This window comes from Spirosoma flavus, assembly GCF_054778555.1.
The window spans coordinates 782,316-806,692 of the sequence record NZ_BAAGZL010000004.1; the positions used below are offsets into that span (position 1 = coordinate 782,316).

Genomic DNA, 24,377 nt, shown 5'->3' on the forward strand with positions numbered 1-24,377 from the left:
AGTTTTTATTGTGGGGTTATCTCGTCATGGGGGACAAGTATATGAATGACAATGAATTGAGAGCACTTATTTCGCTCTTAGACGACGAGGATAAGGAAGTTGTAGAACACGTTGAACAGCGAATCCGTCAAATGGGCGGGCAAATGATCCCATTATTAGAGTCGGAATGGGAAGGCAGCTTTAATCCATCTCTGCAAAAACGTATTGAAGAAATTATTCACGATCTTCAATACGAAGCCGTACTCGAACGCATCCGTGACTGGAAAAACGGGGGCGCAATGGACTTGCTGGAAGGGCTCTGGATAGTATCAACGTATCAATACCCAGACCTGTCGCTGCCCAAGCTCCGGCAGGACGTAGAGCAGTTGTTTTACGATGTCTGGGTCGATTTTAAAACGGATATGCATCCGGATGAGCAGGTGAAGGCAATGAACAGTGCTTTCTTTTCAAAGCTAAAATTTGCGCCGAATACCAAGCATTTTCATTCGCCAGCCAACTCGATGATTAATCAGGTGCTCGAATCGCGCCGGGGTAATCCGATTACGCTTTGTGTACTGTATATGCTCATCGCCCGGCGGTTGAACCTGCCTGTATATGGTGTCAATCTGCCGAATTTGTTTGTGCTTACCTACAAAAACAATAGTGGCGTACAGTTCTACATCAACGTATTCAATCGCGGCCTGATTTTCACCACCAAAGATATCGATCAGTACATCGATCAGTTGAATATCAAGCGCTTAGATACGTTCTATCAGCCCTGCACCAACACTGATATTGTTCGGCGCGTGCTACGTAATCTGATGCTTGCGTTCGAAAAAAATGGCGACACGGAGCGGGTGAAGGAGGTAGACAGAATTCTCAACGCCATTCGGGAAGACGGCGATGGTTTACCGCTTTCAGATTATACGCAACGGTAGAGCTTGTCGAAAGGACAAAACACTAAAAAGCCGCGAAACCAAGGGTCATCGCGGCTTTTTTGTCCTCACTGAAAATGAAAAATTTTACGTGTTATAGCCTATCTATACTATAACAAACTGATTTAAGCTTTTTGTGTTTTCTGTTTTTTAGGAGCTTCGGCAACTGGCTCTTCTATTACGTCCGACGGTTCCGCTTCCGCAACCTCTTCTGTTTTAGGCTCTTCGGCCGCTACGTCGAACACATCGGGAGCATATTGACGTAGTATGCTGTACCAGCTCACTAGTTTTTTAATGTCGCTCGAACGAACCCGCTCTACGTCGTAATTCGGTACAACGGCTTCCATGAAATCGGCGAGCTCGTTGTTTTCGCTTTTTGGGTTAACCGGCAACGTATCACCGTATTTATCAAGAATTGACGTCAATACGTTGCTCAGCGGAATAGACTGCTCATCGTCGTCGGTTACGTAGATCGAAATGTCGTTCAGCACCGATACGCGGGCTGTTGGGCCCATCATGGTTTTGGCTTTTTTATCGTCTAATGATTCGACAATAACACCGGCCCGACCGGGTTTCAAAATTCGATAAAGGCCGCTGTAACCGGCAACGTTTGCAATCTGTTTTAATGCTTCCATAAACTGACTTTGTAAATAGGTAACGTGGTTTTGAGTGGGTGTATTGCCTCTTTAAAGGTTTAATAACTGTTAAAAGCGAATGAATAATTGCTTAAAAAAGGGCCTGACTATAGCTTTTTGCCTTTCGTTTTTTCTTTTTTACGATCGTTCACGTAGTCCTCATTGAGCGGTCGGATAAACGAAAGAATCTCTTCGCGACCGGCCGCCGTAGTTGCCGACGTAACGAAAAATTGGGGAGCTTCTTCCCAGGTTTCCAGCAATTTAGCACGATACGTATCGAGTGTTTGCCCGATTTTCGTGGAGCCGAGTTTTTCAGATTTCGTGAAAACAATTACAAAGGGCAAACCTCGTTCACCAAGATTGGTGATGAAATCGAGGTCGATTTTTTGGGGAGGAATCCGCGAATCGACTAATACGAAAATACACAGCAAATTTGGGCGACTCGTCAGGTAACCATCAATGAGCGCTGCGAATTTCTCCCGCTCTGTTTTGCTGACCTGCGCATAGCCGTAGCCGGGTAAATCGACCAGATACCAAGTATTATCAATCAGAAAGTGATTGACTAACTGCGTTTTGCCCGGTTTGCCAGATGTTTTCGCCAACGACGTACGGCCCGTCAGCATGTTTATAAGCGACGATTTACCTACGTTGGAACGGCCAATGAAGGCGTATTCGGGCCGGTCGGGAGGAGGACACTTGGCCGGATCGGAGTTGCTGACCAGAAATTCAGCTTGTTTAACAGGCATGATTATCGACTAAAGCGGGCACAAAGTTCGGAAAGATTATGCAGAATGGCACATGATTTGTAATTTGTGACTCAGTTCGATAGCCTACTGCCAAACAAGTGAAGGCGCAGGAAACGAAAATAAGGAGTTGACACGTTATTACCACGAAAAACCTAAAGACTACCGGAATGCCGGTTCGACTATGAAAAAATTATTTTGGCTGATGGCCGTGCTGCTCGGGTTTTACACAGCATCGACGCTGGCGGTTGCTCTTCCCGGCCGAATCCACGGGGGCGGAGACAACAAACCAACCGTTAAATCCAGCGAAGAAGGAATTCAGTTTACCGAAGCGGCCTGGCGCGACATTTTGAAAAAAGCGAAAGCCGAAAAGAAAGTTATTTTCCTGGACGCTTACGCCAGTTGGTGCGGTCCCTGCAAAATGTTGCAGAAAAACGTATTCACGAAAAAAGCCGTCGGTGATTTTTACAATGGAAAATTCATCAACGTAAAGATGGACATGGAAAAAGGTGAAGGTCCCGCACTGTCGCAAGTGTATCCGCTTGAAGCCTATCCAACGCTGCTTTTTATCGACGGTAACGGCCGCGTTTTGAAGAAAGTTTTGGGTTATCAATCGCCAGAAGATCTGATTGCCATTGGCAAAAGCGTGAAATCAGCAAATATGTAATCACGTAGCAACAACTTGATTACCGTATAAACCAGTGCCGATTTCTGAGAAATCGGCACTGGTTTTTTTTATGCTTTCTGCGCATTTTCCAGTGTAATAAGAATGAGTTGCGCCATGGCCTCGCAGATGGTGCGTCGTTGAAATCTTCGAATAAACTCCGGACGAAATTCGGTGCGATAGGGCGTGCTGCGTAGTTGGCCAACCAACGATGCTACGTCGCCCGGTTTGAACAGCAGACTATTGGGAATGTGCTGATTCACAAACGAAGCTGCGTAGCCCGTTACCCCTGCCAGAATGGGTTTGTCAGTTGCTCCGTACTCAAATAGTTTCGACGGCAAGACCCGTTTGCAGGTTTCCAGATTATTCAGATGCACAAACAGATAATCAGCCTTTTGGTATTCAGCCAGCAGTAGTTGGCGGCTGGTAGGCTGACGAATGTGGACGTTCGTAAGTCGTTCTTTTTGAATGGCTTCCTCCAGCTTTTGTCGCGCACCTCCATCGCCAATCACGACGAATTGATACGCTGTTCCTAATTGCCGTGCGGCCTCTGGGATAATGTTATGCAGCCCTTGTCCATCGCCAATGTTACCGGCATATAGCAACGTCTTTGGTTTGTAGGGTTCTGCTGGCTCAGAATGACTGGCTGGTAGTGTCAGAAATAAATCATCAATTGCATTTGGATAGTAGCTGTACGTAGCCTTGGAAAATGATTGGAAATAAGACCGAAACCCCTCCGAAACCAGATTAATGTGGTTGGCCGAGTTGAACGTATAGCGTTCGACCAGTCGTAAAAGTGGGTTCAGGGGTAAACGAATCAGCGGGTTTTTGATAACGCCTAGAATGGCTTCACGAAAAACATCGCGTATGTCCAGAAATAGGGGAATTTCTCGCCGTCTCGCCAAATTAGCGCCTAGAAATGCAGTGAACAGCCGTGAAGATGAAGCCACTACTAAATCATATGACTGCTGACGAGTTAGCTCGCAAACAGCTCTGAAATAACCGTAAAATGAACGTATCTGGTCTAAAAAACCACTTTTGTGGCTTGAAATCCGAATTCGTTTGATTGTAATCGGGCAACCTCGTTCCTGACGGATCTCCTGATCAAAAGCATTGGGTTTGTACGAACTATATCGGTTCGGAAACGTCGTGATGACATGAATCGAATCATCAGAAGATAGCTGCCGAGCCAGTTCGTGAACCAATGCCGTGTTGCGGAACGGGCCGGGGCCAATGTCGGGTTCAAAATAAAAAGTTAGGTAAAGAATTCTCATTCAGAAATAACTAGCACGGTTTCCAACTGCCCTTTAAATGCAACTTCAAGGCATTGAGCTGGTTGCCTTTGATTGAAACCCTGCGCCATGTCATACTCTATGACGCGAAAATCTGATTTGGTGACAGGGTTAAAAGAAATTTTTGCTGAACCAATTCGTGCTTTGTTACCGCCTATTTGGATGGAAAGGGAAGGATGGGCATGAAAACGGGCAATTCCTGACTGCGTATGAGCCACTTCATTATTCCTGTCCAGTAACCGGTCTACGATTCTTATTTGATGATCGCCAACAGTCCAGCTTCGTTCATGTAGAATTCCTAATGACTGATAACCATCGTGATAGGCTACCAGAAAAGTAGGAGTATCCAGCAATACGTTGACGCGCGCCCGCCGACCAACCCGAAAACCAGCCCAAACTTCAGATGAATTTAGCGTATTGATACTGACTGTATTGTGAGCCATAGTGCTACGTTCCCAATCCCGGGTAGCGCCAATTTGATACGTCGATATGCCGGGATCGACTAGCACCGGTTGGCTGTGAACGTAGAGGATAAACGAGAACGTATCGGCATGAGCGTGCCCCGGCTGATGGTCAGGACCAACTGCCCCCACATCAATAAACAGCTCATAAGTTGGCCGACGGAACATGCGATAGCCGCTATCATTACGGTCTGTATTATTTTCGGATGCTACGTTGCCTGATTTATCAACTGGCTTAATCAGGCTGGTTATATCGGGCAGATTGAGCTGTGTAGCTTTCCGACGTATTTGTGCTGTTGTTGGCGCCATGCCGAACGTAGCATCATTAACCATCGGTACATCGCCGTTGCGAAACGTAACGCTATTGAGCCAGGTCAGCATCTGGTTCGCTTTTTCTGAGAGAAATTCACTAAGCAACTTATCAGGTTGCCAGGTATTGTTGTGAACCATCGCCCAGACGTTGAGTAGCTGGTCCAGCAACAGTTGGTGATACGTTACGCTACGTTCGTTATGGCTTCCATCCGGCAAAATCTGGCTTGATAGCTCTTTTTTAAGGAGTTTACCAGCGTAATTATGCCAGTTGGTCTGCCGAAAATAAAGTGACGCAGCCAAGAGTGCGAAACCATTTTCGAGGAGGTGATTTCCCATCAAATGATATTCGGGTCGCTGGCGGAGTAAGGTTGCCTGTGCGTATAGATGAGCGTTAATCGCTTCATCCTGAATGCGATGTCGGCTCAGGAATTGCACCCAGTTAATGATACGTAGTGAGGTCGGATAGGATTCGAGGCCATCGCGTAATACGTTCGTTTGAGCTATAAAATCACGTATCAGGGCTAGGCCCTCTTTTGGCGCTACGTTGGGTTGATTCAGGTAATCAAAATAATTGAGGTGATACGTCCAGAGTTTGCCGTAATGGGAATAATTCCAGTCTATAGAATCTTCAAAATCAACCGATTGATTCAGGAACGTAAAGGTTTGATTGTCCACGATACAGGTTTGTCGGATTCAAGAATCAGGAGAAAATAGGCTGGTGGAATTGATCGGGGCCGTTTTAGCCGCGGTTTTAGCTGAAGTCGATGTATGACTTGAAATAGAATTTGCCGAAAGGTGAGGTGTTTTACGGTACGCCACAACAGGCCTGGATTGTTCATCGTTGAGTTGAGATTAGTGGAGGAGTCAACCCAACTGTTGCTACGTTCACCCATCTGGTTTCGCGCATACTTTGCAAAGCGGCCAGTGTAGTTTGAGTCGTATTGATAAGTTCGGCGAAAGGGATCAGCGGCTCGCCACCTAGCTGAATTTGCCGAATGAATTGCCTTATTAATTCAGTATGTCCCTTCTCCTGACGCCCTGACATTCGCGAAAAATGACGAAAACCGTAGCCGTTCAACTGCCGGAAATTGTCCAGCACCAGCGTCCGTTCCTGCGAAAACACCTCTATTCGCTCTTTCGCGTAGGCTTTGCTGCCATTACTGAAGTAGTTTATAACACCTGTGGAGCCATTTTCGTACTGTAACAGCATCGACGCTGAATCGGTGGTTTCGGTGGGATGCTGGCCCATGGCATTCATACACACACGGGCAACGCAACATCCCGTCAGAAACGTAATCAGGTCGACAAAATGACAGGCTTCTCCTAAAATACGCCCTCCACCTATAGCCCGGTCATGCACCCAGTTATCGGCTGGAATGGCGCCTGCATTTACAGTGATTACTACGTTAATGGGCAGTTTATCAGAGGAGTATCCACCCAGAAGACTTTTCATTTTCTGTATATAAGGCGAAAACCGACGGTTAAAACCGACCATTACCGTTTTTTGGGCCGATTGGTGCGTTTGAATCAGATCTGCGAGTTCATGCGTGTAAATCGTGAGGGGTTTCTCCACAAAAACGTGCTTACCCGCCCGCAACGCTTCGATGGCCAGTTGAGCATGGCTGTTGTGTCGGGTTGTAATAATGCACAGATCGATTTTGGGGTCGTTAATGATACGTCGGTAGTCGGACGTACTTTGATGGATTCCATATTTTCTGGCGAGTAACGTAGCATTCAGACCTTTTGCGCTGGCGATTGTTTTCAACGTAGCACCTGTTTTTTTCAGCGCCGGTAATAGAACCGTCTGCGTGAAATTGCCAGCTCCAATCAGGCCAACAGTAGCAAAACCGAGTTGTGGCGGTGGGTCGAAAAGCTGGACAATAGTCTTTACATCAGGTTTTTCCGGATAGCAGAGTAGCGACGCAATTTGATTCGATGCGTTCAGATGGTTGTATATTTTTCCGAATTCAGCCAGAGGAATACGCGACGTAATAAGCGATTCAACATCGAGGTGGCGATCTGCTAATAACTGAATAATTGTCTGGAAATTACGGTTTTCGGTCCAGCGCACGTATGGCAGCGGGTAATCCTGACCTTGCTGCTCATACGTATCGTCATACCGACCGGGGCCATACGAGCAGGATACCTGAAACGTCAGTTCTTTTTTATAAAAATCGTCACGCTTCAAATTGAGTCCAACAACTCCAACCAGAACAATACGTCCTCGTTTCCGGCTCATCTGAGCGGCCTGGGATATCAGTTCATCAGTTTGGGTCGATGCCGTAATGATAACGCCATCAATACCTATGCCATTGGTTAATAGCTCGATACGTCTCACTACGTCTATATCCATAGTTGGGTTTACAGACGTTATGCCACGTTGTTCGGCAAGTTTGCATTTGACCGAGTCAATGTCCACGCCAATAACCCGGCATCCGTTGATACGTAGTAAATCGGCGGTCAGTATACCAATGAGTCCCAGACCAATAACGACAATCGTTTCGCCCAACGTCGGGTTTATGAGCCGAATGCTTTGTAGGGCAATCGCTCCAATAACCGTGAAAGCGGCTTCATCATCACTCAGATTGTCAGGCACTGGAACCACTAAATTTCGGGGCACACAAACAACTTCGGCATGGGGACCGTTGGAGGCCACCCGGTCGCCGGTACGTAAGTCATTGATGCCTTCGCCCACAGCCATCACTGTGCCGACATTGCAGTAGCCTAGCGGCAACGGTTGATCAAGTTTCCGAAAAACAGCTTCTATTGTTGGACGCAACCCATCCGACTGCATTTTTTCGAGTACCTGCTTGACCCGGTCGGGCTGCTGACGAGCTTTCGCCAGCAGGCTCGCTTTGCCAAATGCCACCAGCATTCGTTCCGTTCCGAGCGATACCAGCGACCGGCGCGTCTGGATAAGCACCTGCCCTCGGCCTACCTGTGGCACTGGCACATCTTCGAGTCGGGTTTCACCGGTTTTAAGATGCTGGATAAGTTGTTTCATACTACGTTATTGAGGTGGTTACGCTACGGTGGGCTAACAGGCTCGAATAATGTCGGCGATACGTTCGGACGCGTGCCCATCCCAAAGCGGAATAGATACTCTTTGTCTGGGCTGATTATTCAGCACCTGAGCAACTTTATCGGCTACCAGTTCTGGGTTTAATTCTGGTACCAACTGATTCGTACCCAGTTCAATAGTGATCGGTCGTTCGGTTGAGTTGCGGAGAGTAAGGCAGGGAATGTTCAGGTACGTTGTTTCCTCTTGAATACCGCCTGAATCAGTAAGGACAATTGCGGCTTGCTCCATCAGATTCAGGCTTTCCAGATACCCCTGTGGCTTTAAAAAATAGGTATTTGGGATAGAAATAAGCTGAGGTAACAGATTGAAATTGACCAGATTTGCATGCGTTCGTGGGTGTAGCGGCAATACGACTGGTAGCTGCTGAGCCACCGTTGCGATGATAGTAATAAGCCGCTGGAGACTCACCACTGTATCGACGTTGGCAGGCCGGTGTATGGTCATGAACGCATACGAACGTTCGGCCAATCCTAGCGTATTGGCAATATGTAAAGCCGATACGCTAGGATGGTGCTGCACCAGCGCGTCAATCATTACGTTGCCAACCAGATGAATACGCTCCGCCGAAACCCCTTCACGTAGCAAATTTGTCCGGCCGGCCGGCTCGGTCACGAGTAATAAATCTGACAGGTTATCAGTCAGTATTCGATTAATTTCTTCGGGCATTTGTCGATCTCCGGAGCGCAGACCAGCCTCTACGTGGGCTACCCGAACACCCACTCGGACGGCTACCAGCGCACACGCCAGCGTACTCGTTACGTCGCCAACAACTAGCACCCAATCAGGCTTTTCGTTAGCCAGCACTTGCTCAAATTTGAACATAATGTCGGCCATCTGCCGGGTTTGCGAACCGTTTACTACATCGAGGTAGAAATCCGGCTTCGGCAGGTCGAGCTGGGCGAAGAAAATGCCGCTCATGGTTGCGTCGTAATGCTGGCCCGTATGCACAATTTTCGAGTCGATATCGGGGAATTTCCCGAAAGCACGGTGGAGAGGAGCTATTTTTATGAAGTTTGGCCGCGCTCCCACTACGTTCAGGATCTTCATAGGTTACTAATGGAAAGAGATGGAATATTCCGCTGACTATCAGCTATTAAATTGGCTATCTCCTGCCGAATCCAGAAGCGGGCAGTCGATTGACGGTAACGTATTTTGTCGCGAATAAATAACGTCAATAGGGTAGACAGCTCTACTTCCGCCCAAGCCCGGTTCGGCTGGCAGAAGGGTTGCATAATCGCTCGTTCGTGTCCGACATCTTTAGGCGAAAAGCGCCAGGTTTTTCGGTGTGTCCCCTGCCAGACAGTCATTTGTCGGAAATCATTAATCTGGGCGATAACATCATTGTACTGTACGTTGATAAATTCGCGGATACCCTCGAAAGGCTCTGAACGGGATGTTAACTGAATAGAAATGAGATCGTGCTGGTCGGTGGTTAATGTTACGTTCAGGTTGTCGTCGGGCTCAATTGGATTTGCCCAAGCTAGTTGAATATCAATCCATTCGGGTAAGCTGCGCCAGGCCAGTATGTGAATGGTGAGGTCAATCCAATGGCTAAGGTTGCCACAAATACGTGTACCTTCGTTGGGGTGGCGATACCAATGATCGGATGGGATTAAATGACCATTGATGACGTAACAAAGACTGAATGAACCTGCCTGCGAAGAATCTGCTACGTAGTGTCGTAACTGTTGGATGGCCTCAGCATATGGTCGGTTATACCCAGCAAATGCCTTGCCCGTTGATTGATCGATGGCCCGCTTCAGTTGTAACAGTTGTTCCCGACTGACTGAAATCGGTTTCTCGATATAAACGGTTTTGTTACGTTTTAGCCCCGCAATGGCGTAGGGAGTGTGCGAGGCATGATTAGAGGTGACATATAAAACGGCTAGTTCAGGGTGATCCAGCAGCGCGTCAGGCGAGGGCGCGATTTCTCGAAAACCGTAATAGTGAGCTAGTGACTGCGCTTGTTCAATGAGTGGGTCGAAGACAGCCAGGAACGTAGTACTACCTTGTTTTTTCAGGAAAAAACAGACTGTACTAAACGCAAATTGTCCGCAGCCAATCAGCCCGACACCCGCTTGTCCATATCGACTAATTGGTGTCGCCCACACCTGCAACCGTGAGCGAGCCATGACTTTAGTAATCGCTCTTAGCCAGCCGTGAATCTCGGCAAAGCGGAGAATTTTTTTTAAGTAATAAATTACCATTCAGCTCAATAAAGAAATTGAGCAACGGCATCAGGAGAATAGCATCCGATATTTTTCGCCTAATTGTTGCTCATTAACGTACTTTTCAACGATTGAGCGGGCACCCTCTGAAAGCGTAGTATAGACGTCATTGCCCATTGCGACAGCTTGCTTCAGTACGGAAAACCAATGTTGTTTTTGGAGAGGAATATCCCAGCCAGCTTGCCGGGAGACTAATTGTTGCCAGGGCGTTTGGTCACTGATGATGACGGGAACCCCCACAGATAACGCTTCAAAAATGGCGTGGCCAAAGCTTTCGCTATGCGTTGGAAGAATAAAAAAATCGTAGTTTCTTAACGTAGTATTGACCTCCTTGTGCGCCAGCACACCTCGATATGTTACAGAACAGTTGGGCGTGAGCTTTGCCAAGGCGTTCTGACAAGTCCGCCAGTATGCTTCATCATCAACGGGGCCGAAAATGTCCAATTCGATAGAGAGTTCACGAATGGACGCCAGTACGTCGAACAGAAATAACAGTCCTTTCACGGGCGTAAGCCGCGCTATGAAAACCAATTTTGCTACTCCCGTCTGCTTCTGATACGTTGAGCGCGGTTGTAATTGCCTGGGTGTATCGGGAGCCAGCACGACCGGCGCTACGCCTATCCGCGAAGCTGGAAAAAGGTTGCGAATCGATTTTTGCTCGACTTCATTTGTCGCGTGCCAGGTAATTTGCCCGCGCGAGATTGCCTTTATGATTCGCACAAACGGGTATTTCTTGTAATATTTCAAACGTAATGCCCCCGGCTGTAACTCTCCACGCGGGGCGATAATAATACGTCGACCAGTTAGGCCGGAAAGTAATAACAAAGCGTGCGTAAGTTTTCCGAACAGGCTATTTGCGTACACAAAATCGAAGGCCGACGATTGCCCTAACGTATACACTAAACGTAACGTGAGCTTATCGGGCGAACAGTACATAATTCGGTAACTTTCTCCATCCAGCCACTTATTGCTGACAATGGTTGGATAGGCTTCTGTGTCCAGAAAATCCCGATCGCGGGTAACTACGGAAATGTCGTAATAAGGATGCAGAATGCCAATGAGATTCGCCACCGACTGAATGGGGCCACCCCATTTATAGCCGGGTAAAAAATATTCGACGAAAATCAGTAAAGTAGGCTTCCCCATTTTTAACTATAACAAACTGCCGTATAGAGCTTTGTATTCTGCTGCGACAGATTCACTAGTAAAATTTGCTACGTTCTCCCGGCCGGCCTGAATCAAATTGTTTCGATACGTTTCATCTTGGCAGATGCGCTCGATGCCCGCCCGAATTGCCGTTACGTCGGTCGGGTCGACGTAGCAGGCCCCTGATCCGCCGATTGCTGTTAGTGGACTGATATGACTAGCTAAAACGGGTCTTCCAACAGCCTGAGCTTCAAGGATAGGCATCCCGAAACCTTCGTAAAGCGAAACAAAACAGACCATATCACAACGTTGATACAAACGCACAATTTCTTCCTGATTCAGGTTTTGGTAATGCTCGTGAGGTATATGACGGAGAAGAAGCCGTTTGGTAATGGTATCAGATAGGGGACCGACCAAAATTAATTTTGCAGACTGATTTTCCAGAGCGTCAATCAGGCGAAGTACGTTTTTGTGGGAAGCTGTACCGATCTGTAAGAGAGTGGGTTGCGTTGTGCAAAAGGTGTGTTGCTGATACGTGAAAGCGGGGTGGACGGCATTAGGAATGACTCGAATTTTTTCGGCACTACGTCCGACCAATCGCAGGAGCTCCATTCGGGATTTTTCAGAAATGGTCGTAACGACGCTTGCCCGGCGGATAGGTGCGTAATACCAAAACAGCCAGAAAAAGGCGTATCGAAGGGGGAACAGACGATTTTTCTGGAGAAGAATACAGTCGTGAATAGTTAGGATAGTGCGGTTACCGGGCAAAGCTAGGGCAACGTAGTGGATGTCGCCGGTTATGTGAAATAATCCGTTATGTTGCTGTCGGGCCGCGAAACGAAGATTTTTCCAAATAGACCGAAACCCTTTGCTGATGTGAGGCATTCGAATTATCGACGTAGTAACATCCGTGTGGTTAGCCAGTCCACTTCGAAGTGTATCAAAAACTGTTTCTATGCTATGACCCGTGCCGCAACTCCGCAGCAAATACTTTATAAGCATTTACAGGAGAATGTTTAGTTGCCGAAGCGACCAATAAAGAAATGAAATAAACATGCTGACATTCAACAGGCTACCCCAGACCGATAGAATGTCGGTTTCCATGGTCAGGCAGCCGAAAAACAGGGCTGGTATCCAGAGAATAACGGATGGAATTTTTTCAGAAAGGCGAATCAGGAATTGGAAGACGTAGCCAAGCAGTCTACCCCACATCAGCGAAAAAAGAATGCCTCCGAATCCGAAATTGACGTACCCTTCGCCCAATGGCGATAGATTCATGCTGGTGTTTTCGTTCTGCGGCAGGCTGGTAAAACGTCGGATGTTCTCATAGCCCCCGGTCTGTGGTTTATCCGTCCAGATAAATCGCGGCACTAGCGGAAAAAGGAATGATAACAACACTTCGCCATTTGCAAAATTCTCATGTACAGGCACTTTCGCCATTGCGCTACCAATGAGCAAGCCTTGATTGAACCGGATAAAAGCGCTGAAAAGATGCTGAATATTTAAAACTTTCTCTGGATTTGCCAACCGATCAGTAATGAGCTCGCCCATCAAACCGGCATTCCCGCTTCGTTCACTACGTTGATGACCCCACGTATTCAGGCGATATTCAACTTTGATAGACTGAATAACGAGTAATGTAACAAACGCCAGCGCCACAAAAACAGCTTTTTGCCGGGCATTTATTCGGTACTGAATACCGGCTGTAACCAGCAACGTAATGAGAATGGTCCACAAAAATAGATCGCCAAACATGCCTTGCTGGATGGTGTAAGTGCTCACAACAAGCAGAGCAACTGCACTTATAAACAGAAATAAAGGACTTCTGGAATAATAAGCGTACAAAAGGCTGATAAATAAGCAGTGGGAGGGCAGCAGGCCAACAAACGTAGGGGCTGCTGGAACAATCATTTTAACAGCGAATCCCCCTAACCCAATAAAAAATAGTATAAGACTGGCTTGCTGTTTGTCTTGTAAATACGTAGTAACTGCCTGAATGTATACGTAGTGCGGGCGCGTAGTCGAAGCGGGTTGCGACCAATTGAGGCCAACGACAAATGCTACGTAGGCTGGTAGGGCGTAGCGGAAATAGGCATTCGATTCGATGGGCATCGATACCGGAAACACCCAGTACGTAATGGCAGGAATGAGCAGAATTTCCAGGGCGGCAATAAAACCAATGCATTCGGGTAAGGCAAACCGCTCGCCAATACGTTGAAGAAAAGTAAGAAGGCTGTGTGCTGAAAACCCGATAGCAGCGGCTTCCCACCACGTAGCGCCCTCAACTGAAACCAGGGTAAGCAGAACCATAAGACAACCCGCTATCCGCTTCATGCTACGTCTTCCGGAAAAACAGGTTTAACACGACCAGGAACTGCACAGCGAACCCCAGCAACGTAGCCACTGCTGCACCAACGATACCTAAATGAGGAATTAACATCACATTCAGTGCTACGTTGACGACGGCTCCAATCATGGTATGCCAAAGGATGAACCGTGTTTGTCCGTAAGCATACCATTTGATTTCCAATACCTGAATGCAGGTCAGAAACAGATAGCCAACTGCCACAATGGGCCCGACTTTAAACGCAGGCTCATAAGCCGACGAAAGAAACGTAAGGCCAACTCGCGGATACAACAACCAAAATAGCAGACATAAAAAGCTGGCTATCAATATGTACTGTTTAAGATAAGGTAGAAGAAACTGATTGACATGTTCGGCAGGTTGTCCGTCCGACTTAAATCCAAAAATGATAGGGGACAGGAAAACAATCAGTGGAGCTACCAGCAGCAGGAATTTCGATCCGAGGCTGTAGCCCATGGTATACTGGCCCACATCGGTAGCGGTCATATAGTGTCGAATCAACTGACGGTCAGCATAATTAATAAGCCAATTCCAAACAGACAGACTCATTAATGGCCAGACGTAACGGCAATATTGACGTAATAAATCGGGCGAGTACAAGTCCGAAAATCGTTGAAATCGAAACGTAGCGCCCATCTGCATCGCTTTCCTTAGCGACACCACTGCCAATGTTATGTTCAGTAAAGCCAGGTTTAAAAATAGCCCCAGCATCGTAGAATGGTCGAAACCAACGACAATAATACCGAACAGAACTAGGTTGCTAAGCGCGTATAACAAGATTAGTTTTGAATACACCCGGTAGCGGCCCGTTATGTTCAGATAGTCATTACTAAAGTTGTAAAATCCCTGACCAACAGCAGAAAGCCAGGCCGTTATCCATAACCAACCGTTATACTGAAAGCTGGCTACAAGTCCAGCAGCCAATAGTGAAACCGCATAAATTAGCATCAGTACGAGGCTATAAACAGAAATGACAGTGCCAGGGGAGGGGCCTGCCACTGCGGCTTTGAACGATTGAATTGTGGGCGTAATAATAAAACCATGCAACAGAAGCACGAGCGTCATCATGAGGCTATAATTTCCCCATTCGGCTGGCGGAATATAGAGGGCCGTAAGTTTGCCGTATGCTATGTTAGCCAGCGCCACTACTGCCTGCCCACTCATCAGAATGGTGAGGGGATGATAGCGCGATTTCAGCAAAAGACTGCCGTACTTCATTATACTACGTCGGGAAATGGCTATTGAATGATACGTAGCATGTCCAATATCCGCGTATCGAACGTGTGGTGTTGTTGAAAGTGCTGGTATTGTCTGGCAGCGATTTCATGACGTTTGGAAGGGTGGGCGAGATAGTAACGGATTTTGTCAACAGCCTCACTCATAGTTCGATAACTGATAGATTCGCTAGCTACAGCGGAGTATTCATCCAGGGTTGGCTTGTAATCGGAGAGTTGAAAACCGCCGATCCCGTTTATCTCAAAATACTTCTGATTGACCGACGTAACTTCGGCGTAATGGAACGTATTGACGACAACGCGCGCCAAAAAGCAGTTGGTTCTTCGCTTCACCAGTAAGGTATTGCTTTCGAAAAGCCGACTTTACGGGTGGGCTGATATATGGTCCTGCAGTTCCGAAAACAGCTACGTTCAATCCCGCGCGTATCAACTGTTCGATCATGCGCGCCCGGTAAGCGTACAAACTACCAAATACCAGCACATCGATATTGGTTGTCCGCTCTGCTTCGGCTTTATCAACAGCGGGTTTTTTGTGTATGCGTGGGTTGAAGCCTTCGGGCAGATAATGGGCGTTCAAACCTGCCTTATCACGCATGAACTGAGCGATATACGGTTCTTTTGAGAAATAGCAATTGAAATCAGCCGCTAGAATCTGTTGTTTTTCCAGGTTCGAAAGCGCATCGGGATTCACTTGTACAATCACTACGTCAGGAAGTTTTTTTCTCATTTCAGAGACCAATACGGGATGCAGATTTCGATAAACGACCACCACTACGTTAGGTTTCCACGCACTCATCTTTCGGGCGAGGGTCAGGGCAATAGACCGTTCATACGATTCGATAAATCGGGATGCCCAATACGTAATTTTTGTTGGCAATAGGGTAGCATCGGTTACGTCGAGTGTCCGAACCTCGTGGCCCAGTGCACATAATGAATCGGCCAGATTGTATTCCAGCGAATCGAAAAGTTTACTGCCTATTATCCCAACTTTCATTACGTTACGGTTTACATCCGCCAGTAGTCAATTCCTTCATTAAGTGATACGTTGTACAATCCCTTGATATCTAATAATATAGGGTTATCGTTCATCAACGATTTAAGGTATGCTACGTTTAACGCCCGATACTCTTCATGTCCCACGGCTACAATAATGGCGTCGTAATGGGTAGATGGTGAATCCATAAGCGTCATCCGGTATTCATGGGCTACCTCGTTCGGCGACGCGCGCGGGTCGACCAAGTGCACGTTGATGGCGTATATCATCAATTCACGCACTAATTCGACTACCTTCGAATTTCGGATGTCAGATACGTTCTCTTTGAACGTCAGGCCCATAACCAGGACTTTGCTCTGACGTGGGTCTTTGTTTTGCCGGATGAGCATCTGGAGCAATCGGGTCACGATATAGGCTGGTACGCCGTCGTTAATACGTCGGCCCGAATGAATCACCTGCGGGTCGTAGCCAAGTTGACGCGCTTTATAAAGTAGGTAATACGGGTCGATACCAATGCAGTGACCGCCCACTAGGCCGGGTGTAAATGGCAGAAAATTCCACTTCGTGCGAGCCGCTTTCAGCACTTCGTGCGTATCGATCCCCATTTTGTCGAAAATAATGGACAGCTCGTTCATGAGCGAAATATTCAGATCGCGCTGTACATTCTCAATTACTTTGGCGGCCTCAGCCACTTTAATGGATGGCGCTTCATACACACCCGCCCGGATAATAGCTCCGTACACCTGCGCAATTTCCAGACAGGCTTCCTGATTATTACCAGACACAATCTTCAGAATATCAGCAAGTTTTCGCTCCTTGTCGCCAGGGTTGATACGTTCAGGTGAGTAGCCGATTTTGAAATCGTGCCCCAGTCTAAGGCCCGACGTTTGTTGCAGAATGGGCAGGCAATCATCTTCGGTACAGCCCGGATAAACTGTTGATTCATAGACGACATAATCGCCTGATTTTAGGGCTCGGCCAACAGCTTCGGAAGCCCGCTGGAGTGGTTTTAGGTCAGGAACCTTGTACTCATCAACAGGCGTAGGAACCGCTATCACAAAGAAATGCGCTGCTTTCAGGTCATCGGCGTTATCCGTAAACCGAATGTCAGTATTCTCAAAATCAGCGTAGTTCATCTCCCTCGACGGGTCTTCGCCACGTTGTAACATAGCAACGCGATCGGGGTTAATGTCGTAGCCAATTACCCGAAACTGCCGGGCAAAGGCCAGCGCAACCGGTAAGCCAACGTAGCCTAATCCAATAACCGCAACCTGTTTTTTCTTTGTGATAAGTGCGTCGAACATAGATGTGTTTAGGTTGATGAGGATTGAATTGTAGCACGCAATTTGGGCAAGATACCTGCCTGCTGCATCATTAAACTAGCTAATCCGACAGATAAACCGATTCCTGTGTAAACCAGCACCAATACAGTACGTTTAGGCGAAGTCCGTTTAAGGGGAACTTTGGGCGGTTCAAGTACTTTAAAGACGGGTGTACGCTCCTGTACTTTCAACTTGGCCTGCTCAAACTGCCTCGATAATTCCGTGTAAACCGTTTGTGCAATCGTCAATTCCGATTCAATACGTTGTTTTTCTATGGTGGCAGCCTGTACTACGTAGTATTTGTGCTGGTCATTGTATTGAAATGCAACGTATTGAGCGGTCTGATAACGTCGACGCGCTTCCCGAAGCCGTTGCGTATAAAACTGTAAATCCTGCCGGGCTTTTTCGGTTCGGTAGCTTGTTACGTAGTTCGTTAGGTACGTCATAGCTAATTGCGCTACGTTAGCCGCTACGTTCGCATCGGGCATCTGGGCCGTGATGGTAATAATTCCCGATCGTGTATCGAGTTTAGCACCTATCCGCTGACTAATGTCGTCCAGTAAATCTTGTTGCTGTCTGGTCAATTGGACGGGTTTTCCAGCTACTTGGGTAGGTAATCGACTATCAGTACGTCCCTCATCACTGAACCAGTTCATAAATGGCCAATTAGTGTGATACGTTAATAACTTAGCTACTGTAGTTGGTTGATTTTCCTGCGTCATTACGGGTTGGTTGAGCAGGTAAAGGCCAAACGGCGAACTTTGTAATACGTTCGGGTATAAGTCCGGACGCACGGCATCAACGTCGTCGGCATCCGACAAGTCCAGCCCGGCGAAACCTGCCACCGAAGCCAATCGTTTTACCATATCGCTCGAACCACCATTCATTTCCGGCATAATCCGGGCCTCCGCCGTAAATTCGGGTTGAGTCAATAAGGCCATAATTATCCCCATTAAGCCAAAAAAAGCTGTAGTTTTTACCAGCCGGATCCGACCCTGCCAGGCCGTTCGGAAAATATTTTCCGCCGACAAGTCTAGCCAGAACTTTGGCTGTGTTGGGTAAGTGGGTGGCGCTATCATTGAGTTAATTTGTAAAAAGTCGTACGGCAGTCAGAATGACGGCTAATCCTGATCCAATCACTGTCAATAAGGCGGCTCGCTCGGTAGGTGCAAGCCGGTTCTGGTCGGTGGGTGGTTGCGCTGGAACGACAATTTCCATACCTCGTTCGGGTTTTGGAAAACGATGAAATCCTAAAAAAGATTGACTCGGCTGAATTTTGCCGTTGGCTAAAATGGCATATGTTTTCCGGCGAATCGCTTTTTTCGTAAATCCGCCTGCTTCGTTTAGATAGGCACGAAATGACTTCTTCGCTTCGAAATCAACTGTGGCCGGGTTAAGAACTTCGCCCCGTATTCGAACAATATCAGGTCGTTGGGGAATAATTAACGTATCGCCATCGTGCAGCAGTAAATTACCCGAAACCTCGGGGTTGTTCATTAATTTTTCTAGATTAATGGAGATGGCTTCCTGTCGTCGCTGAAAGCGGGCTGCTGGTAGATATGCTTCTGATTTTAAGCCTCCTGCGCGAGCGAGTAAATCCGTAACATGATCGGTGGAGGTGCGAATGGCATACGCCCCCGGATAGTTCACTTCACCCAATACCACAACGCTTTTCTGAGGCTCATATCGGGGCGACGTTCGCACAAAAACCTGATCGAAAGGACGGAGCGTTAGTTGGGCATCGGCCGGATTTAAACGTAGATTTCGATCAATCGCAAACGCGAAAAGCTGAACGCTCTGCCCGTTTGCCAATCCCGACGTATCATCCTGAACGCGACGAGCAATTTCCATTCTCGATGAAATCGCGCCATCCGAAAAGCCGCCCGCCAGCACAACTAGCTCAGCGACGGTCATACTATCGGCAAAATTGAACGTACCGGGCTGGTTAACAGCGCCCTGAATAGAAACAATACGTTGCTGACGCAGCTCGCCGAACGTACTGACTTGCACGACATCTTCGCGCTGAAGCACTACGTCGGGAATTTCACTACGTAGTACTTTCCCGATATCCACCGACATCAGTTCGGGGTCTAGGTTTGGGCGTAATCGGTGGATGATCGCCCGATTCAGGAACGCGTCTTCGCGAAGTCCTTCAGCATTCTTAATCAAGGCTTTCAGCGTCCGATTTTTCTCTAATGAAAATTCTCCCGGTCTAAACACGGCCCCCCGAATGGTCACCCTATTTTCGATCCGGTCAAGAATAGAACTAACAACGTAGCGGTCTCCTGCTTTGGGAATAAACGTAGTAATTTCACTCTCGGAAACGGTAACGATCTGTTGTTCATTGGGGGTGTTTCGGTAAAGTGTGATGGATGCCGAATAGGCCTGTTCGGCAAATCCACCAGCGAAATTCAGTACGTTACCTAGCGTTTCATTCGGGCGAATTTCGTAAACCCCGGGTTGTTTCACCTGGCCGGTCAGCTCGATTCGGGTGTGGTAATGATCGATGAAAATAACGTCCTGATCGAGCAGGCGAATGTTGGCTTTCTGATCGGCTCGAAGCAGAAAATCGTAACAATCTATCGTTCGGATAAGTCGATTACTTCGGTAAACGCGAATGTTACGAAACGACCCTCGGGTGGCATCGGGGCCACCAGCGGCATAGAGGGCATTAAAAACCGTAGCCAGCGACGATAGCGTGTACGTTCCTGGCCGAACTACCTGCCCCAGCAACGTAACATGGATACTTCGAACACTGCCCAGCGTCAGTTGAGCACGTATCCCGCTTCCTGCCGTATTCAATCCCTGAAAAATCGTTCGTAGCCGGTTAACGATACGTTGCTCAGCCTGTTCAATGGTTAACCCATTCACGTAAACGGGGCTCAGATTTTCGATACGGATGCTGCCTTCCGGGCTTACTTTCGGGCGATACGTTTGCTGAGCGTTACCAAACACGTCGATAATGAGCTCATCGTCAGGGCCAATAACGTAGTGGCGGGGAGTAGCAATGCGTAGATTGGGTTCGAATGAGAGATTTGTATTGGTAAACAACGTAGCGCCAAAAACCGCTGGTTTGGTTTGTGTTGCTGGTAACGTAGCGCTTTCAGGTGGTGTTGGCGTAGGGGGCTGTGTTCGTGTTACGTTGGTTTCGGCTGATTGAGCAGATTGATTTCTGGATAATTCTACCTGATTCATTCGCTCGCGCATACGACTGATGTCGGCAGGTGTGAAGCCGCGCGACAGAGCTAGCGATTCAATTTGAGCCTCGCTCATGCCCGATGATTTGACCTGTTGCAAAAATTGCTGTACCTGCTCATCGGTTAAATGCTGCACCGCCTGCGCGAGAGCAGAAACGCCAATAAACCAGCCAAAGATGAAAATCAGGTACGTTAATCGAGCAAGCACTTCTCCTTAAATAAGTTACGTCCTATAACTGGTCAATGAGACAGTTTACGACAATCAGAACTTATCCTAAGACGGAAGTGAGGTCAAAAAGTATCTAAAAAATCATAAGACTATTGCCACACGGATGTGCGGAAGGGAAAAGAAATTCATGGAAATATAAGCTTGTACTGCTATAAAGTTTTACTACACGAAAAATCAACACTATACCTTTACAACTGTATGGCTTTATAACTTCTCAGTTAATCACTAGCGGCTTTTCGTTACGTTTATAGTCGTTGCATTAAGGGGCCTACCATTCTGTCCTTCCACGACCGAAAATCGCCCATTTCTATGTGCATACGAGCCTGGCGGACAAGCCACAGATAAAACGTTAAGTTGTGCAGACTAGCTACCTGAGCGCCAAGTAATTCCTCAGCCTTAAACAGATGGCGGAGATATGATTTTGAGTAGAACGTACTGGCATAACCGCCTAGATTCGCGTCGATTGGGCTAAAATCGCGACTCCACTTTTCATTTTTTATGTTGATAACCCCTTCCGTCGTAAACAGAATGCCATGCCGCGCATTACGTGTGGGCATCACGCAGTCGAACATATCGACACCCAAGGCGATAGCTTCCAGGATATTAGCTGGAGTGCCAACACCCATCAGATAACGAGGTTTATCGATAGGCAGAATTCCGTTAACCAGCTCGATAGTGATATACATTTCTTCGGCTGGCTCACCTACTGCCAGTCCGCCAATGGCATTGCCTTCCCGTTCTTTGCTGGCGATGTATTCGGCCGATTGTCGGCGTAAATCGGCGTATGTGCTACCCTGAACAATCGGAAAAAGCGTTTGCTGATAACCGTAATGCCCTTCAGTTTCATCAAAACGGCGGATACAGCGGTCGAGCCAGCGGTGTGTCATTTCCATCGACTGGCGAGCGTATCCGTATTCGCAGGGGTAAGGCGTGCATTCATCGAACGCCATAATAATATCGGCACCGATAATCCGCTGAATATCCATGACACCCTCAGGCGTGAAGGTATGTTTTGAGCCGTCGATGTGCGATTTGAACGTAACGCCTTCTTCTTTGATCTTACGCGTATCTGACAAAGAATAGACCTGATAACCACCCGAATCCGTCAGAATAGGCCGTTTCCAGCCATTGAACGCATGCAAACCACCCGCCTGACGTAGCACGTCGAGTCCCGGTCGCAGATAGAGATGATACGTGTTTCCCAGAATAATTTCGGCCGCAATGTCGGTTTCGAGTTCGCGTTGGTGGACGGCTTTCACCGTTCCTGCCGTGCCAACGGGCATAAAGATTGGCGTTTGAATCGTCCCATGATCAGTCGTCAGTACACCTGTTCGGGCTTTCGACTGCGAATCGTGGGCAGTAATCGAAAATGTCATACTACAAAGATAAGTGGCAGGGGGCAAAGGGCATAAGGTTAGGGGGCGAGGGTGGACGTAAAGGGAGTGGATTATGAATTGATATGGGCAATTCGCCCGTAGCCCCTTGCCCAATACCACATGCCGCCTATCTTTGCCGCTTGAATCAAAATCAGCGCATTAGCGAGTAAACGTTTACGCTTTGTGATCACTACATTACTGATCCTCTGGCTACTTGCAGTCAGTATTCAGCTTGTTTATATCCTTTTTATTTATTCCCGAACGGCTTTCTACCGACAGTCGGAGATTACTGACTTCGACATTGAAAACGCTACGTTGGTGCCCGGTGCTACGTTAGGTGTGACGATTGTGGTATGCGCTCGCAACGAGCTGGAAAATTTAAAAGAGTTGTTGCCTCTGCTGGACGCGCAGGAATACCCGAATTTTGACGTATTGGTGATGGACGACCGCTCGTCGGATGGTACACAGCAGTACCTCGATAGTGTTGTGTCGCAGTTGCGCTACGTTCGCCATATTCGTATCGACAAAGAGCACGAGCACATCACGCCCAAAAAATACGCGCTGACCATTGCCCTTAAAAAAACAGCCAACCCCATTGTGCTCCTAACTGACGCCGACTGCCGCCCGGAAACCACCCATTGGTTAGCTGGAATGGTTAATCCTCTAGGGCACAGTGAAAAAGCTATTACGTTAGGGTATTCTCCTTATTACTACCAACCGGGATTATTGAATCTGCTCATTCGTTCCGAAACGTTGTTTACGGCGGTCCAATATTTTTCACTGGCATTGGCAGGCCGACCATACATGGGAGTGGGGCGAAATTTGTCTTACCGAACAAGCCTTTTTTTTGCGAACAAAGGCTTTTACTCGCACATGAACGTAACGGGTGGTGATGACGACCTGTTTATAAACGAAGTCGCAACCGGACGTAACACGGCTGTTTGTATACATCCTGATACGTTTGTGTGGTCGGAGCCGAAGAACACGTGGTCTGAATGGCGTCGGCAGAAACAGCGCCATCTACACGTAGGGCGGTATTACAAATCAGGAAATAAGTTTCGGCTAGCTATTTTGGTGGGGTCACATGTACTGTCATGGATGTTCGCACTCGCCATTAGTGGGGTCTTTCTATATCACAAACTGAAGGCCGTTGCATTCTCCCCGAACGAATGGCTACTTTTGCAAATAAGCGCAGGCGCGTTTGCTTTTCGACTTCTTGCATTCTGGGGTATTGTCGGACGTATCAGTTATCGATTGGCGCATACGGTTCATTGGGCATTTATGCCATTTATGGACGTAATGCTGGCAATGTATTACGGGCTGGCATCGCTGAAAACACTTATTACTCGCCCGAAAAAGCGGATTTATTGGCGATAGAACGATATATAGAAATGCAAAGGCTATAGAATAGTATAGCTTTTCGTCAGGTGGTTTTCTAAAATATGGATATTGATCTCATTTTAAAATATTTCCCGGATTTAACGCCACTTCAGAAAGAACGTTTTGCCGCTCTGGATGGAATTTATCGCGATTGGAACGCAAAAATTAACGTTATTTCTAGGCAAGATATCGATGCCTTGTACGAGAAGCACATTCTGCATTCGCTGGGTATCGCTAAAATCGTTTCGTTTAAACCCGGTACCGAAATTCTGGACGTAGGAACGGGGGGCGGTTTTCCGGGTATACCACTAGCCATACTATTTCCATTAGTCGATTTTCATCTAGTCGACAGTATTGGTAAGAAAATAAAGGTAGTGCAGGAAGTGACGGATGCGTTAGGGTTAACGAACGTGAAAGCTGAGCAAATTCGGGTTGAGCAGTTAAAGACAACGTACGATTTTGTAGTGAGTCGGGCCGTTACACGCTTGAAGCCGTTTTTAGGATGGGTGCGTTATAAAATTCATAAAGCTGGCAACAACGACCGTCCCAACGGAGTTTTATATCTCAAAGGGGGCGACCTAGCCGAAGAACTAGCTGAAGTGACTGACCGTTACCGCGTTTATGAACTCTCAGACTATTTCGACGAGCCCTTTTTTGAAACGAAGAAAGTGATATATATACCAAAAAAATAACCAGATGGCTGAACCAGGATGGTAGCAGGATTTTAAAGATTTTACAAGGGTACTGACGCACTCAATATATCAAGAAAATCTTTAGAATCCTGCTACCATCCTGGTTCTGA

Annotated in this window: 21 protein-coding genes; 4 read left to right on the top strand and 17 right to left on the bottom strand. The window is 47.4% G+C overall.

The window, feature by feature from the left end; all coding sequences use genetic code 11:
- Positions 1–41: 41 nt before the first annotated feature.
- The gene (locus ACYVF1_RS23510; RefSeq protein ID WP_461083474.1) at positions 42–917 is read left to right on the top strand and encodes a transglutaminase-like domain-containing protein; all 876 of its coding nucleotides are present in this window, start codon (positions 42–44) and stop codon (positions 915–917) included.
- A 122-nt stretch (positions 918–1,039) separates the two neighbouring features.
- Here the strand turns inward: ACYVF1_RS23510 and ACYVF1_RS23515 are convergent, their stop codons facing one another.
- Positions 1,040–1,549: a DUF5606 family protein gene (locus ACYVF1_RS23515; protein WP_461083476.1), complete on the bottom strand. Its 510-nt coding sequence runs from the start codon at positions 1,547–1,549 to the stop codon at positions 1,040–1,042.
- A gap of 107 nt (positions 1,550–1,656) precedes the next feature.
- Positions 1,657–2,295, bottom strand: coding sequence for a ribosome biogenesis GTP-binding protein YihA/YsxC (gene yihA, locus ACYVF1_RS23520; RefSeq protein WP_461083478.1), 639 nt, complete (start codon positions 2,293–2,295; stop codon positions 1,657–1,659).
- Between the two features lie 181 nt (positions 2,296–2,476).
- Between yihA and ACYVF1_RS23525 the strand changes: the two genes are divergently transcribed.
- The gene (locus tag ACYVF1_RS23525; protein ID WP_461083480.1) at positions 2,477–2,959 is read left to right on the top strand and encodes a thioredoxin family protein; all 483 of its coding nucleotides are present in this window, start codon (positions 2,477–2,479) and stop codon (positions 2,957–2,959) included.
- 68 nt (positions 2,960–3,027) lie between these two features.
- Here the strand turns inward: ACYVF1_RS23525 and ACYVF1_RS23530 are convergent, their stop codons facing one another.
- From ACYVF1_RS23530 to tgt, 15 genes are all read right to left on the bottom strand, one after another.
- Positions 3,028–4,230, bottom strand: coding sequence for a glycosyltransferase family 4 protein (locus ACYVF1_RS23530; RefSeq protein WP_461083482.1), 1,203 nt, complete (start codon positions 4,228–4,230; stop codon positions 3,028–3,030).
- Positions 4,227–5,696, bottom strand: a complete 1,470-nt coding sequence (locus tag ACYVF1_RS23535) for a heparinase II/III domain-containing protein (RefSeq protein ID WP_461083484.1) — start codon at positions 5,694–5,696, stop codon at positions 4,227–4,229. The genes ACYVF1_RS23530 and ACYVF1_RS23535 overlap by 4 nt, the downstream gene beginning before the upstream one ends.
- 160 nt (positions 5,697–5,856) lie before the next feature.
- Positions 5,857–8,025 carry a bi-domain-containing oxidoreductase gene (locus tag ACYVF1_RS23540; RefSeq protein WP_461083486.1) on the bottom strand — a complete coding sequence of 723 codons (2,169 nt, stop codon included), beginning with the start codon at positions 8,023–8,025 and terminating at the stop codon, positions 5,857–5,859.
- Between the two features lie 33 nt (positions 8,026–8,058).
- Positions 8,059–9,150, bottom strand: coding sequence for a non-hydrolyzing UDP-N-acetylglucosamine 2-epimerase (gene wecB / locus ACYVF1_RS23545; RefSeq protein WP_461083488.1), 1,092 nt, complete (start codon positions 9,148–9,150; stop codon positions 8,059–8,061).
- On the bottom strand, positions 9,147–10,235 hold the full coding sequence (locus ACYVF1_RS23550) for a Gfo/Idh/MocA family protein (RefSeq protein WP_461083490.1): 1,089 nt from the start codon (positions 10,233–10,235) through the stop codon (positions 9,147–9,149). The genes wecB and ACYVF1_RS23550 overlap by 4 nt, the downstream gene beginning before the upstream one ends.
- A gap of 105 nt (positions 10,236–10,340) precedes the next feature.
- Positions 10,341–11,477, bottom strand: a complete 1,137-nt coding sequence (locus tag ACYVF1_RS23555; protein ID WP_461083492.1) for a glycosyltransferase — start codon at positions 11,475–11,477, stop codon at positions 10,341–10,343.
- A gap of 6 nt (positions 11,478–11,483) precedes the next feature.
- Positions 11,484–12,479, bottom strand: a complete 996-nt coding sequence (locus ACYVF1_RS23560; RefSeq protein WP_461083494.1) for a glycosyltransferase family 4 protein — start codon at positions 12,477–12,479, stop codon at positions 11,484–11,486.
- The gene (locus ACYVF1_RS23565; RefSeq protein WP_461083496.1) at positions 12,480–13,787 is read right to left on the bottom strand and encodes a hypothetical protein; all 1,308 of its coding nucleotides are present in this window, start codon (positions 13,785–13,787) and stop codon (positions 12,480–12,482) included.
- Positions 13,788–13,812: 25 nt separating this feature from the next.
- Entirely contained in the window at positions 13,813–15,060 is a 1,248-nt protein-coding gene (locus tag ACYVF1_RS23570; protein ID WP_461083498.1) for a lipopolysaccharide biosynthesis protein, read from the bottom strand.
- A 20-nt stretch (positions 15,061–15,080) separates the two neighbouring features.
- Positions 15,081–15,410, bottom strand: a complete 330-nt coding sequence (locus tag ACYVF1_RS23575) for a glycosyltransferase family protein (RefSeq protein ID WP_461083500.1) — start codon at positions 15,408–15,410, stop codon at positions 15,081–15,083.
- On the bottom strand, positions 15,319–16,071 hold the full coding sequence (locus ACYVF1_RS23580; RefSeq protein WP_461083502.1) for a CgeB family protein: 753 nt from the start codon (positions 16,069–16,071) through the stop codon (positions 15,319–15,321). Before ACYVF1_RS23580 ends, ACYVF1_RS23575 begins: the two co-directional genes overlap by 92 nt.
- Before the next feature lie 11 nt (positions 16,072–16,082).
- Positions 16,083–17,375 (bottom strand): nucleotide sugar dehydrogenase, encoded by a 1,293-nt coding sequence (locus tag ACYVF1_RS23585; RefSeq protein ID WP_461083504.1) that lies wholly within the window; start codon positions 17,373–17,375, stop codon positions 16,083–16,085.
- A gap of 8 nt (positions 17,376–17,383) precedes the next feature.
- On the bottom strand, positions 17,384–18,472 hold the full coding sequence (locus ACYVF1_RS23590) for a lipopolysaccharide biosynthesis protein (protein WP_461083506.1): 1,089 nt from the start codon (positions 18,470–18,472) through the stop codon (positions 17,384–17,386).
- Positions 18,473–18,476: 4 nt separating this feature from the next.
- Positions 18,477–20,798 (bottom strand): polysaccharide biosynthesis/export family protein, encoded by a 2,322-nt coding sequence (locus ACYVF1_RS23595; RefSeq protein ID WP_461083508.1) that lies wholly within the window; start codon positions 20,796–20,798, stop codon positions 18,477–18,479.
- A gap of 266 nt (positions 20,799–21,064) precedes the next feature.
- A complete protein-coding gene (gene tgt, locus ACYVF1_RS23600) occupies positions 21,065–22,195 on the bottom strand; it encodes a tRNA guanosine(34) transglycosylase Tgt (protein WP_461083510.1) in 1,131 nt (376 codons plus the stop codon).
- A gap of 183 nt (positions 22,196–22,378) precedes the next feature.
- Here tgt and ACYVF1_RS23605 point away from each other — a divergent pair, with 183 nt between their 5' ends.
- The gene (locus tag ACYVF1_RS23605; protein WP_461083512.1) at positions 22,379–23,572 is read left to right on the top strand and encodes a glycosyltransferase; all 1,194 of its coding nucleotides are present in this window, start codon (positions 22,379–22,381) and stop codon (positions 23,570–23,572) included.
- A 65-nt stretch (positions 23,573–23,637) separates the two neighbouring features.
- Positions 23,638–24,267, top strand: coding sequence for a 16S rRNA (guanine(527)-N(7))-methyltransferase RsmG (gene rsmG, locus ACYVF1_RS23610; protein WP_461083514.1), 630 nt, complete (start codon positions 23,638–23,640; stop codon positions 24,265–24,267).
- Positions 24,268–24,377 lie beyond the last annotated feature (110 nt).